The sequence below is a fragment of the Spirochaetia bacterium genome (assembly GCA_022482625.1).
Taxonomy (GTDB): Bacteria; Spirochaetota; Spirochaetia; order Sphaerochaetales; family Sphaerochaetaceae; genus Pleomorphochaeta.
The window spans coordinates 963,380-977,128 of record JAKVOU010000001.1 but is presented as its reverse complement, the minus strand read 5'-3'; the positions used below and the strand labels follow the sequence as shown (position 1 = coordinate 977,128).

Below are 13,749 nucleotides of genomic sequence, written 5' to 3'. Positions count from 1 at the left end.
ACTATAACTCCTTGTTGCTAGGAAGCAGAACATAGACTCCAAGTAAATCCGGTGGTATACATGGTTTTACACTCATTTGTCCTTTCCCTGCTGCTGCACTGCGTACTCTTCGGTTATCTTCAAGGAGGTCGCCAGAGTGTCTCATACAAATTTCAGTGATTGCATTTTTTTCTTTATGGTAGAAAGCCAAGGCGTGTTCAATTTGTGTTTTTTTTAATCTTTCGTTTAGATTTACTTCACTGTTGTGGTTAAGTAAAGGAAGTGCTGAATCTTCTTCTAACCATTGTGGGGATGTATAGCCTTTACAAGCGAGCAAAACTATTTCTTCGGCCATAACACAACGAATGGTTGTATTGAGTTGAGTGGTAACCTGATGCCGCAGACGAACGAGATACAAAGTATGCACTTCTTTCACTGCAGAGGTTTCGGCGACCGAACAACGCCCCGTAAAAAGGGCCTGTTGAGAATTTTCTGATAGAATCGATTCCATAAAATAAGTTGCTAGCAACTGTACTAAAGGATGACTGCGATGGATAAATGTACTTCCAAAAGGAGCAGGAAACTTAAAAGATATACTCATTGGTTTTTCTATTCCTATTGATTTGAACATTTTTCTAAGCGATTGTGGCATGTCGGTTGGATTGAATAGCCATCGGTTATTGCCTTCTTTTGTCAAACCACAACCTAAACGTTTAAGAATAAAGGAAACAAAATCTTCTATGTCTTCTATAGCAATTCCTAAAACTTTTTTCTGACGATCCCATTCTGGTAAAACATTTTCAGGATGCAAAGAATGTTGAGCGAAGATTGTTCTGTTTTTCTTGGCTTTTTCCATTGCATCTTCCCAAGGTGTCTCGAGAATCTTTGCTGCTTCATCAATTTCTCCGAAGTCAAATTCAAGTTGCTTGTCTGTCTGCATAGATTTTTTTAAAAACATCGCTCGAAGCAAGGCGTGACTGATAGCTGCATTATTTTCAGGAATTGGCACTAATACACCCAAAGTATCCTTAATAGTTTTTGCTTTCTTTACAATGACTCGAAGTATAAAACCGTCTATTGGGTTATCTTCACCATAAAGCATGAGACAACGTACTTGAGACGAGCTTTGTCCAAATCTGTCTATACGTCCTTCTCTTTGCTCATGTCGTGTCGGATTCCATGCCAAATCATAATGAATGACTGCATTAAAATTTTCTTGTAAATTAATTCCTTCAGATAGACAATCAGTCGATACAAGGATGGGATAAGATACATCCTTGAGAGTTTCAATTCGCTCTTGTCGTTCTGCAGGTGTAAGTTCTCCGGTAATGACGCTGATTTCATATTTTTTAGGTAAGTAGTCTTTTAGGGCGTTGCCTACATACTTGGCTGTTGAAATATACCGACAAAAAATAACAGGATGATAACCTTCATCCAATATATCATGTTTCAAGTTTTGTATGAGGCAATTTAATTTAGAATCTTCTTCACGTTTCAAAGCCTTTGCATCATGGAGCAGCGCCCTAATTGCAGAATCATTATTGCTGTAGAAACCAGATACATTGCCATCGTCTGCAACTTCATCCATATCAAGGACATCTTCATCAGCCAAAGGGACTTCTTCTTCATGCTGTTTTCTTGTTGTCAGTGCTTGTATAGCAGCATCAGGGCTCGATGCTGCACAACGGAAAAGTGCAAGCGTTGCATACCAAATCATGGTATTTTGCTTTCCCATTTCTTCATACTGTTTTCCTAGTTTTGCACAATATCTGCGTACACTTTCAAAAAAAGCTTCCCATTGAGTAGTCAGCTTATACGCAACTTCTTTTTGTACTTTCTGTGGGAATGACATATTTTCTTGATATTCTAGAATATCTTGCCGACGTCGTTGCACAAAATGCAATGCAAGATCAGATCTTAGTTCTATATGTTTTTTACCATCAGCCAACAGGTTATACTTTTCATCTAGTAAACCAAGCAGATTATAAAATGCTTCATCATCACCTGAATGAGGAGTTGCAGTAAGGAAAATCATATGTCTTGTCTTTTTTCTTGACAATTGTTGGAGTAATTCATATCGAAGATTACGTTCATTGCTTTTCAATGTACACGTATGGGCTTCATCGACTATAATGCAATCTGGTGCAGATGAAAGAAAATTGTTCAGATGCCGATTATTTTTTATATAATCTAAGGAAACAACCAAAACAGGATATTTGTCAGACAGTGATGCACCGACTGGCAGATTTCTTTCTAAGGCAAAAACGGATGAAGCTGTCAGACCTATGGCAGGGAGATGGAAATGTTCATTGAGTTCCTTTACCCATTGGCTGACAAGATGAGGGGGACACAGCACTGCAAGTTGAGTAATTTCAAAGCGATCCCATAATTCCCTTACAATTAAACCAGCTTCTATTGTTTTGCCAATTCCCACATCATCTGCAATCAATAATCTGATAGTATCCATCTTTAAGGCCATTAATAACGGAACTAACTGATAGGCGCGTGGTTCGATTGCAATATGCCCGAAACAGCGAAAAGGACCGGCTCCATTTATCAATTTTATCATTGTTGCTTCTCTGAATAATATTCCAGAACGCAGGCTGCCTATTTGGTCAGGAGAAGGATCAGGAAAAAATGCTTGTTGTATTTTTTCTGTTTCAAGTGCAGGTGAAAGAAATATTTCTTCATCCTCTGAACCGGTCAGAGGACGTAACCGAAGTTCTTGTATGTTTGAACCAGATTGTACTACCCAGTTTCTTCCTCTCGCACAGACAAGATTACCAGGTGTAAATAAATTTTCGTTCATTCGACTTTTTCTCCAACTGCGAATATGGTTTTATTATGCCGGATCTTTTCTTCCCAGTCATCAGGGTTGTTTCCAAGTATAATAACTAGCAATACTTTTTCTTTCAGATAGGAGATGATTTTTTCTTCTGGCGCAGTAAAAAAAAGACAAAGTCTTCTTGACGCATTATAAAGAGGAATTTCTGTACCATTATGTAATACTTTTCTTTTATATTCTTTTGAAGGATAACCAAGCGTTTCAAGAAGATGTAAAAAACTTGAAGACTGATTATTAAAACTATCAGATGTTTTTACGGATGTTTTCCTTGTTCCATTTATTAATGCAATAAGAATACGAAGAGTATCAGGGTCTTTTCGATTGATAAACTGGTGATCAGTTTGGTTTTGGTAAGATAGTAGGCAATGGTAACAACCTGTTTCACAGGGGGCATCTGCATCTGTTGACGCAATTTCTTTAACAGTAAGTTCGTTGCATAAATCTGGTTTATAGTGCATGATTTCCAATGCTTTCTTTGCAATATCAGATATTGCCTTATCATTACCTGCAATTTGACTAAGAACACCTGCACCTCCCTCTGAAGCTTCAAAGAACAAAATTTGTTTCCTTATATCTGCAGAAGGCAAGGGTTCCACTGCTAATTCAGATTCTTCTAATTGGAAGACTTCTTCAATACCTCGCTTTAAAGCCGCTTGCAATGTAACCATAGTAGTTTGAGAAAGTGGCTCCAGAGGTTCAAATAATAATATATTTTTGTAGTCTTCTACAAATGGGACAATTCGTTGCGATTCAACATGGTCAATGGCAGGGATTTCATTATTGGCATTGGATTCCAAACTGTTAGATTCACGTAGCCAAAGGCCTGTTTGTGGATCAATGAGAAATCCCATAATATTTTTATTAGTTCTACGTTTCCAACCTTTATTGATTTTATAAAGTGTAGCATCAGGGGCATAGAGAAATTGAACAAAATCTTTTCCTTCTTTTGATGTAACAGACCACTCTAAATGGCTTTTCGTCTGTTTGTTATCAAATGCAAATGTAATTTGCATATCATAACCTTGACGTTGTCGTTCTTCATCGTTGAGAGAGATACGTTCTGTAAGTTTTGTTTCCACCGTTTCAATACGATATAATGAGGTAATTAGGCCTAAGTCATCCAAAGGAGCATTACATCTAGGACAGCGATCAATGACGGTTTCCGTGCCGTTTGTAGAAAGAATTCCATAACCACATTTATTGCAAATGGTAATATTCGAAGTCGAAAGTTTAAAGTTGCCTGTAGAAGAAGAAGTTGTCTCTGTGGCATTGAATTTTACTTTTACAACCTTGAAGATTTTACCTTCATGGTAGATTAGACTATCTGGACCAAATTCGGATAAAGCAAGAAATCTTGGACGGCTTATTGTTATCGTGTTTTGATTATCTTTGTTATCTTCCTGAGTAGGGCTGGGTAACCAAGCGAGCAAAGGAAGTCTAGGGAAGTTATAGCCTGGTAGAAAACCTTGTCCGGCTAAATAACGGTAAATATAAAAATCTGAAGAAGGGCCATTAGCAGAATTCGATCCTAATAATAAATTTAACTGTTTGCTAGCATCTATGCTGATTCGTTGGTAAGTATCTCTTTTCTTCTTTGTCGTCATAGGATTTACCATTACTTTAGCGGCAGTTTCAATTTGTTTTTTAGTTGAGATATACAGATTTCTCCACATGTCAAAGGCATGGTCAAAGCGTTCAAAGGCTCCGTCAATTATGTGTTGGACGTAGACAGTATCCAACCAAGGTATTTGTTGATTGCTCAGAGTATCTTGTAGGTCTTTTGCTAAAGCAATGACCATAGATTTTGCATTTTTGATGGTTTGTGGATCCACTAATTTTGCTTTGATTTCTTCTTTGACTGGTAATCCTTGATCGACTTTTTCATTATCCAAGACTTCATTAACAGAAGAAATAATTGGACAGTTTGCACAGGCAAACCAAACAGCAAGGAAATGACTTTCAATGAGATTTCTATTTGAAAGATCTAAGGATGGTGTTTTTACGATTCCATGTATCATTTGTTCACTATGATGAAAAAACCATTGGTCATGAGGGCTTTGTGCTGCACAATATGTAATAACCAAAGCCGCTTGTCCTGATCTTCCTGCTCGTCCAGATCGTTGGGCATAATTTGCAGGTGTTGGCGGTACATTACGTAGATATACTGTATTTAGCGAGGAAATATCGATGCCAAGTTCCATTGTAGGAGAGCAGTATAACACTGGTAATGGCTTGAGGTGATTGCCCTGATGATGTGTTTCCCATGCAGTTTTATCAGTTTTTGAAAATCTGAAGCGTTGTTCTAATTCAATTCTTCGTTCTTGTTCTACTTGTGCTGTATGTTCTGCAGCTTCAAACCCAAATATCATATAATTTTTTTGTTGAAATTGATTAGCTAAGGTTCGATAAAGCGTAGAAAAGAAACGGTTAGCCCATTTTCCTTCATTACTTGGTTTTCCTAGATTCCAACTCATGGCAGTATCAGACAATTGCCAGCTGATAATTTCTTTTTTCTTTTGGAATTCTTTTTGTTTTATTACTAGTCCATATACTTCTGCTGTTTCCAAAAGTTCCCCAATAAGTTGCTTTGCTACTTTGTTGATTGTTGTTCCAGTCTCTCTGCTCCAGGGACTATCTTTCTCTGCAAGAACTTTTCTTAAACGTTGGCCTAATCGAGATGATGAACTTCCGCTATAGTATCTGAACAAAGCTCCTGTTTGCTGTGCCGAAGGTCGTTTCCCGCATACCAGTCGATTTCCTAAATGTAGTTTTTCTTGATTTTGTAATTCCCAACGATCAGTAACTCGATTATAGGTTTGGTTTTTACATTTTGTTAGTAAAATATTGTCAAGATATCTTGAACTTATACAGAAAGTTTCTCTTAGCGTATTAAATAGGATTAAAAATAGTTTTTTTCGGACAGTTGGGGCAAGTTTGCCAAGTAAAGGATAGTTACTAGTGAGATTTTCGTCTGTTATCAAAATATCTAGATTGTTGTAATTAATTTCCAATAATCCCAATTGTATAAGATTGGGATTACTGTATTTCCAGCCTCTTTCCAAATCATGTAACACGCGATAAGTAAGAATTCCTTCTGCAGCTTCTTCAATTCCTTCTTGAATATTCGGTGCAATATTTGGATTAAGTAAATATTCTGATAAAACTTCAGTATTGTCAGTATCCAAAAATCCCAAGACGCCAAACATCCTGTGAGCAATGTTGTCGATAGTTAAAGGCCCTTGTTCCTTTTCCAATGCTGCTAACAAAGCACTTCGTATCATTACAAGATAAACAAAGTCATTGAAATGTCCAGCTTGAAGAGCTGCATCCTGCCTGTTGTCAGTAAAACCCAATAATTTCCGCTTATCTCTATCTTGTTCTTCTGAAAATAATTGATAAAGAAGGTTAATGGTAATTACTGTGGTGGCTGTTGTTCTGCCTTCGCCTGATAAACCCACTAATTTGTTATTTTCATGTGCCCGAGGTTCAAATTCTATACCGCATGAAGGACAAAAGCGTGCTGGACCTTCAATAAACCAATATCGTGTTCCTGATGTGGAAATAGTTCCGTCTGGAGCAACAGTTCTATCTATTGGAATGAAATGTGTTTTATTATGTATAACGGATTCAGTGCCATTTGTTTTTGTTTCAAGCCAAGAATCAGGAAGACCATCTGTGGTTCCTTGAAAGAGCTGTTTGTCATCCCAAGGTATAAGATATCCGAAAGAAGGGCCGTCGTCTTGTGTCGGTTTTTCGTCAATTGGACGAGGTGTAAATTTATTCGAATGAGAATCAAACCAAACAGGAATGAATTCTTGTCCACAATCTCTGCAAAAATAGGTTCTGAACAATCTGATTTTATCTTTGGATTTTCCTGGAGCAAATTGTTGTTCTTCAACTGTAATAATTCGTTTACCTTGGGGTTCAAGGGTTGTAAGTAGAAAACCTGGTCCAGAAATGAATTGATGAAGTTTGAATGCAAAAAGGGGCTCATTGTCTTTTTTTACGTGTTCACAATGGGTAAGGAATTCGATTAATACTTTCTTTGCATGCTCTTCTGGAATTGATGCAGTTTTTGATAAACGTTTGGTAATTTCTGATAAAGATAAAGGAATTGCTCTTTTGGGAGCTTCTTTTGAACTTAAATTTATACTTAAAGTCAGTTCAATCCAGATTGATAATTCATCTTTTGCAAGGGTATCATAATTATTTGAAAAAGGTACGTTACTGATAATTCTATCATGTAGTTTTTGAGGATGAATTGATTGATTTTCCGGTGTAACCCGTTTTAATTTTTCCGTAATTATTTTTGAAGGGGGAATTGTTATGCCAAACAGCAGTGAAGCTACTTCCGCTACTGCTTTTTCTCTATCATTTCCTTCTCCAATTGTTGACATAGTGGCAGAAGTTCCAATGCATACCAAATCTGTAGCTTCAAGCCGTTGACGGACTCGTCTTATAAGCATTGCAACATCTGCGCCTTGTCTACCTCTGTAGGTATGCAATTCATCCAACACAAGAAATTCCAAATGTTTGCTGTGTTCTATGATATTTCTATCATTTGGTTCGGACCGTGTCAAAAGTAATTCTAACATCATGTAATTTGTCAATAGGATATCAGGTGGATTATTTGCAATTCTTGTTCGTTCTGCTGTGTTTTCCTGCCCGGTGTAACGGCAAACAGTAATATTGCATTGTGGATAATTGTGAAGGAATTTGTTGATTTCTCCTAATTGGCTGTTTGCTAAAGCATTCATTGGGTACACAATGATTGCTCTGGTTCTATTTGCCGCTTTATTTTTCTTTTCCCGAATGATTGTATCAATTATTGGGACAAAAAAGGCTAAACTTTTGCCAGAACCAGTTCCTGTAGTTACGACGAAACTTTCTTTATGTTCAGCAAAAAGTATAGCCTGTTCTTGATGAGCAAACAATTTTAGACTGATATTACCGAAGCGAAATATCTTATTACATTCAGGTTGTAGCATCCCTGATGTAACTAATTCTGCAATGGTGTGACCTTTCCTATAATGAGGATTGATTTGTATAAGTGGCTCCGGCCAAAACTTATTTGTTGTTTTACTATCATTAAGCTTTTTTCTGATATCTTCTGCTTTTACTTTTGTAAAGCTTGTTGAGAAGTTAGTAAAATTCTCTATTAATTGGTTTCGGAATTCAAATATACGTTTCATAGGAATATCCTTATAAATTTATGGATATTAGTATAATCCAAAATGTTGGAAAATACTATTTAAAAGGGAAAAGCTTAAACATATTATAATTAGCAAACATATGTAATTCCAAACTACACAGTGTTATTGACACTCTGCATATAGAAGTTCTATTCACAAAATTTTTTCCTATATTTGAGCGTTTTACGGAATTACATTGTCTTATTTACTAGTAGTTTGATTTTGCGAACTTATCATGAGACAAATTCTTGGTAAAGCAAGACAGGCTCAGAGAGTTCTGAAATATTATTCTTGATGAAATCTTTATGAGCCTTGAGAGACACTTGAAGTAAACTGAAGTATCCATTGATTAGGCCAAGCAGGTTCTCTTTGTCAGAAAAATTTTTTGTTTTCTTCAAATTGAACGTTTTACTGGCAAGACCGGGATTACTGATCAGTTTGTTATGAACATATTAGTCACAAAAACTCCTTGCACTTACATTATAAGGCTAACTTGAAAAGTATAATTTTCTTCTGAAAAGGTTTGATTTCATAGCTTTGTCATCTTTTCTATCAATTCTGTAATTTGATCCTCTTTTGCTTTGTTGGACCAGTTGATTACTCCTGTTGCAAAGATTGTGGCACCCTTTGCCATACAGAGAGATTTCATTTGCTTGATGGTGTGGTTTCCACCCATCCAAGCCTTTGAAAAATGCTGGGTGACGAAGCAACCGACCTTTTTGCCTTCCATGGAAGAGGCTTGGGATAGATATGCTTTCATTACAGAAGGTATGGAAAAAGCCCATACTGGACTACCGAAGATAAGGACATCATAAGGCTTTGTGTCAGGACAGTCTTTCAACTGTTTCCCTGCCGGAGTATTCGGATCATTACTCTCAGCGGTTATCTGTTCCAGGGATACTGTCTGTCCTTTTGCTGTGAAGCTATTCTTGAGCTTCTGGGCTACTGCCAATGTATTGCCAGTATTTGAAAGAATAATAATACCTACGTTCATGATTGCAATCTCCTTTCCTTAGAGGGGGACGACGATACATTTGTCCAATGTAATTCAAATTTAATATTCATGAAGCTTTTTTCTTGTTTCAAGTGTAGCATATAACTTGAATTAAGGAAACTGAATTCGATATGATAGCCGGTTCAACCAAAATGGCATGAAAATCTATCTTGTCATAATGAACTGATTCTATCATTGTACTGAAAATATCTTTCTTTACCTATTTACTAAAATAGGGGAGTAGATATCTCAGATTATACGATATGGATGGCAATGGTTTTGCAAAGATGTTTGAGAATTTACTTCTTCTCTTAAATTTGTTGTCTGTTATCTATAGGAAATGGCCTTGCAAGGATTCCCCGTATTCGGGTATCCTTGCCGCAAAGAGCATGTCGATTCGACAATTGCACTGAACGTTGCTTGAAAAACAGTACCATTGCTCGGAAAACATCGTTTATAGATTTCTTCTCACAGAATATGTGAAGAAATCACAAGAACGATATATTTGTCACGCTTTTTGTATTCTATGAACTGACAAAGGGAAAAATGCAATGCAGGATGAAATGACCATAGAAGAACAGGTAGCCGATGAAGCATTCAAAGATACATTGAAATACTTGGACCAAAGGGCAGCATCTCCCGATTTCCGTATTGAGGACATTGAAGAACAACTTTACTACTTGACTGTCTATGAAGGCCAGGACCAGACGGGACGTGGTGAAATCATGAACTCGGAAATTGATGGACAGATCGACGCTTTTACAGCGTTCATTGACCGATGGAAGAAACAACACCAAGCAAAGAATAAGAATTCCAATTAGCCTGAGCTGTGAAGTGATGTCGCTTTGTCTTGATAAACAGTAGAACAGAAGGGTGTAAGTTTCAAATTAAAAACAGAGTGCTATATCCTGATCTTTGAAATTTGACTGTGTGCAGGCAAACTGATTTTTGCAAATACTTTTTATACATGAATTATCTATCCTTGAAATATACTTGAGACTTACGGCACCGCAGTCTTTACTTGGCAAGGAGTACTTGTGCCAATAAAAAGGCTAATAATCAATTTTCTGGATTGATATCGCCTTCCTCAACCTGTATTTCAGTTGCAGTGGTTCCGATGAGAGGTCGTTCTGCTGTAGAGATTCTGTTTCGTCCTGCATTCTTTGCTGCATACAGAGCTTTATCTGTCCTTGTAATCCATGTATCTACCGTTTCCAAAGGTATGAATTGTGCCACTCCGATGCTGACAGTTACCGGCAGATCGGTATGAAAATCATTTTGGGCGATGAGTGACCGTAGGTTTTCCGCAAGGTCGAATGCATGCTCTTGGTCTGTTTCCGAAAGGATGACGATGAATTCTTCGCCTCCCCATCGAATGATGGAATCGGTAGCAGCGACATGATGCCTAAGCAGCGTTGCAAGCTCGACCAATACGGCATCACCTATCAAATGTCCGTAAGTATCATTGATTGCCTTGAAATGATCTATGTCCAGCAATAGCATTGAGAGATTCATCTGATGTCTGTTTGCCTTGCTGATTTTTTTGTTGATGATGGCAAAGAAATATCTACGGGTCCAAAGTTCGGTAAGTTGGTCCGTATAGACCATTTTCCCGAGACGCTTGTTCAGGTTTTCCAGCTTTTGTTCTGTTGATTTTCTTTCCTCTATCTCTTCTTTGAGGCGTTTTTCAGCTTCTTTCTGACTTGTAAGGTCCCGTACAAAACAACTTACCAAATAAACTTCGCCTCCTTTGTTGAGGATACTCATGGAAATTTCAACAGGAACAAGATGTCCGTCTTTGTGTTGCTGGGTCGTTTCCAAGTGTGTCGTTTGTTTTGAAAGGACCATACGTGGGATCCTGCCATCTGGGCCGAAATCTTCTTCCGTTACATTCGGATCGAAATCCCTTACTCTCATGTGCAGTAATTCTTCCTTGCTATAACCAAGCAATTTACAGGCAGCATCATTGACATAGACTGTTTGTCCATAGATATCGACCCAAAAAATTCCATCCGGGTCATGTTCGAGACTTAGCAATGCATTTTTAAGCAATGTTTCTTGTCGTGAAGTCATTTTTTTGCCTTCTCTTTTCCTTTGTGCCGATTACAACAATCCAGAAAGAGTAAAATCAGAATTATTTTCTGTTTTTCTATACATAGATTGCTTTCTGTTATCTATACTATATACCGAAAAGAGATAAAAGAAAATCTGGAAATAATTTTTCATGGACAAAAATATATGCTGACTCAACGTATATGTTTTTGTCCTATATATGTTATCATAAGTTTTGAAGCATATATAGCATTGTTATATATTTGTTTGTGAATCTAAAATTTTGTATTTTTTTGATACTCGCTGTTAGATCAAATGTTCAATTAGGATCAGTGCTGTAATATCCTGGCATAGGGGAAAGGTAAAATGTCCGATTATCAGCTATCTTTTCTCATCATACCATAGGCACCATAGTCAACAAAACCAATCTTATGATACATTTGTGCTGCATTGGGATTATCAAAGAACAGGCAGACAAGCTTGTCTTGTGCAAGCATATCCGCACAGAGACGACTTACCGTCTTGAGTGCATAATGTCTGCCACGGTAAGCTTCAAGGGTAAATACACTTACGATCATGGCAACACTCTTTGATTCTGCTGCTGTCATGGCACCGCTTACCAGTTTTCCTTCTGCTTTGCAACCATAGAAATGTGAGCAACCCTTGTCATAATCACTTTTCATTGTGTCTATATGTCCTGGACGGCCGAAAACTACAGAAGCGTCTATTTCAAACTCTTCAAGATCTGTTTTTTCCAGCAATGGCACTTCATCATAGTTACACAGGTGTCTCATATTGGTCAGGCTTGCAATGGTTGTTTTCTTAGTAGTGAAACCTTCCAGTTTTATCTGTTTGATTACCTCATAGTCACCGTTGATATCGGTGATGCCATGTTTTTCGACTATTGTCTTGATGAACTCATTGTCAATGGATTTCTTTTTTGAATTGATGACGAGATTGGTCCTATGTGCCAAGTAGACAGAACAGATGGAGCTTGCATCATCCTTGTCTGCATAGATGGTCTGGATACTGCTTGAAAAACCATATAGGTCTATGTCGCCGATGATAAACAGATTCATCGGTCTGTCTGCCGAGCAATATTCCAAAAGTGCCGTTCTGTCTGCTTCCGTACATGTGTATATCATATGAGCTCTCCATTGGCCGCTGATTCCAGTCAAAGACTTGCTTTGTCCTGATCCTAATTTCACGAATGGATGAATTTCAGCAAGTTTATCTGAAGTTCTTTCTTGTTGCAAGTCAGAAATAGAGACAGATGAATAATTTACAAGGGAAAAGCCAATCATGACGGATAATAGTGTAATCTTTATCTTAAATGTCTTTGAGTCAAAGATATTCTTTATTCTAATTGGTCAGGGGAGATTTTGTTCTATTTATGTGCATGAGTTTTGATTTTTATGATTTAGTCAAGCACTTGTGCTATGGGACAATTGTGTAATAACTGTATTGTAATTATAATAAACAGATATTTTACACAAACGTGAGGTAATGAAAAATGAAAAGGATTATTCTCTTGATGTAGCATTGTCTGCCTGCTCATCTGCACTGTTTGCCTTGCCATCCAATTACAGCATTGAAGCTCATGCAGGGTACGGATACGACAATTTTCGATTTGAACCCAATACGGACGTTGAAAAAGCTTCCATTGCAGAACAAGGCTTGCTTTTGGGAGCAAAGATAACAGCTGATTGTAGTAAGGCAACAAATGTAGAACTGTATGCCAGTGTGGATTTCGGGTTAGTACAAAAAAATTCTATAAAAAGATATCAGCATTCGGAATGGCAAGACAGTGAGGATTTGGAAACGGCTGCCAATTGGATCAATTGTTCCTTGGGAATTCAATATCCGTTTGTCCTTTCATCACACACGACGCTTGAATTATCACTGGGACCTGATGTTCTCTATCAGTATGGTTATTCTGGTGATGTTGGTATGGACGATTATGTAGCATATGGTATTCAAGGTAATCTCGGTTTGTCTTTCAAAGCATCCCGTTCCATTGATGTTGTTGCAAACTGCATGGTTGTTTATAATCCTTTCATTACCAATAGTTCTTTGGTTGATAAAAATAATTTTTTCTCCCATGCAGTTTTGTGGTATCTCCGACAATAGGAGTTGCATTTGAATTATAGACGTTATAGTCAATTTCTATGGGACTTGCCTGAGACAGGTCCTTTTTTAGCTTTAACTAGGCATTCGAGTAACAGACGATACAAAAGGAAACTTGTTGCAAAGTTCTAAGATAACAGTCCTTGTTGATTTTAAAAGTAGAAAAGTGCTCAGGGCAACTGTTCCATTGGATACTGTAGCTATGAATGGATTGATCAAACCACACATGACACCACACATGACACCACACATGACACCACACATGACACCACACATGACACCACACATGACACCACACATGACACCACACATGATGTTATATCTTGATACATTCAACAGGATTTCCAATTATTTTATTGGGTTATATCCAAAATAATACTGATACTTTCTGCTTCTTTGATAGATTTTTTCGTTTTACATACCAAGATTATATAGCTATATATAATGGTTACAGAATTTGGTATCCTCAATGGTATCCAATAGTTTCTAAGATTAATTTTAATTTAGTATATGGTAAGTAAATATCCTGTTACAAATTATACCGAAAACAGAGATTTGCT

General features: G+C 37.3%; 8 protein-coding genes. 2 read left to right on the top strand and 6 right to left on the bottom strand.

The genetic code is table 11. From position 1 onward, the window contains the following. Position 1: 1 nt before the first annotated feature. The 3 genes from LKE40_04385 to LKE40_04375 all read right to left on the bottom strand — a co-directional run bounded on the left by LKE40_04385 (position 2) and on the right by LKE40_04375 (position 9,010). The gene (locus LKE40_04385) at positions 2 to 2,788 is read right to left on the bottom strand and encodes a DEAD/DEAH box helicase (GenBank protein MCH3916695.1); all 2,787 of its coding nucleotides are present in this window, start codon (positions 2,786 to 2,788) and stop codon (positions 2 to 4) included. Next, the gene (locus LKE40_04380; protein ID MCH3916694.1) at positions 2,785 to 8,016 is read right to left on the bottom strand and encodes a DEAD/DEAH box helicase; all 5,232 of its coding nucleotides are present in this window, start codon (positions 8,014 to 8,016) and stop codon (positions 2,785 to 2,787) included. Before LKE40_04380 ends, LKE40_04385 begins: the two co-directional genes overlap by 4 nt. A 529-nt stretch (positions 8,017 to 8,545) precedes the next feature. After that, the gene (locus LKE40_04375; GenBank protein ID MCH3916693.1) at positions 8,546 to 9,010 is read right to left on the bottom strand and encodes an NAD(P)H-dependent oxidoreductase; all 465 of its coding nucleotides are present in this window, start codon (positions 9,008 to 9,010) and stop codon (positions 8,546 to 8,548) included. A 551-nt stretch (positions 9,011 to 9,561) separates the two neighbouring features. Here LKE40_04375 and LKE40_04370 point away from each other — a divergent pair. Continuing rightward, entirely contained in the window at positions 9,562 to 9,831 is a 270-nt protein-coding gene (locus LKE40_04370; GenBank protein ID MCH3916692.1) for a hypothetical protein, read from the top strand. A 238-nt stretch (positions 9,832 to 10,069) separates the two neighbouring features. On the opposite strand, the gene LKE40_04365 is transcribed toward LKE40_04370, so the two are convergent. After that, positions 10,070 to 11,083, bottom strand: a complete 1,014-nt coding sequence (locus tag LKE40_04365; GenBank protein ID MCH3916691.1) for a sensor domain-containing diguanylate cyclase — start codon at positions 11,081 to 11,083, stop codon at positions 10,070 to 10,072. A 356-nt stretch (positions 11,084 to 11,439) separates the two neighbouring features. Beyond that, positions 11,440 to 12,207 carry a GNAT family N-acetyltransferase gene (locus LKE40_04360; protein MCH3916690.1) on the bottom strand — a complete coding sequence of 256 codons (768 nt, stop codon included), beginning with the start codon at positions 12,205 to 12,207 and terminating at the stop codon, positions 11,440 to 11,442. Positions 12,208 to 12,568: 361 nt separating this feature from the next. On the opposite strand from LKE40_04360, the gene LKE40_04355 reads away from it, so the two are divergent. Beyond that, a complete protein-coding gene (locus tag LKE40_04355) occupies positions 12,569 to 13,192 on the top strand; it encodes a hypothetical protein (protein ID MCH3916689.1) in 624 nt (207 codons plus the stop codon). A 72-nt stretch (positions 13,193 to 13,264) separates the two neighbouring features. Here LKE40_04355 and LKE40_04350 read toward each other — a convergent pair whose 3' ends face one another. Then, on the bottom strand, positions 13,265 to 13,525 hold the full coding sequence (locus LKE40_04350; GenBank protein MCH3916688.1) for a hypothetical protein: 261 nt from the start codon (positions 13,523 to 13,525) through the stop codon (positions 13,265 to 13,267). Positions 13,526 to 13,749 lie beyond the last annotated feature (224 nt).

Bases quoted from the DNA above. Each gene is read 5' to 3' on its own strand.
- LKE40_04360 (MCH3916690.1), bottom strand. From the start codon at position 12,207: ATGATATACACATGTACGGAAGCAGACAGAACGGCACTTTTGGAATAT.
- LKE40_04355 (MCH3916689.1), top strand. From the start codon at position 12,569: ATGAAAAATGAAAAGGATTATTCTCTTGATGTAGCATTGTCTGCCTGC.
- LKE40_04365 (MCH3916691.1), bottom strand. From the start codon at position 11,083: ATGACTTCACGACAAGAAACATTGCTTAAAAATGCATTGCTAAGTCTC.
- LKE40_04370 (MCH3916692.1), top strand. From the start codon at position 9,562: ATGCAGGATGAAATGACCATAGAAGAACAGGTAGCCGATGAAGCATTC.
- LKE40_04380 (MCH3916694.1), bottom strand. From the start codon at position 8,016: ATGAAACGTATATTTGAATTCCGAAACCAATTAATAGAGAATTTTACT.
- LKE40_04385 (MCH3916695.1), bottom strand. From the start codon at position 2,788: ATGAACGAAAATTTATTTACACCTGGTAATCTTGTCTGTGCGAGAGGA.
- LKE40_04375 (MCH3916693.1), bottom strand. From the start codon at position 9,010: ATGAACGTAGGTATTATTATTCTTTCAAATACTGGCAATACATTGGCA.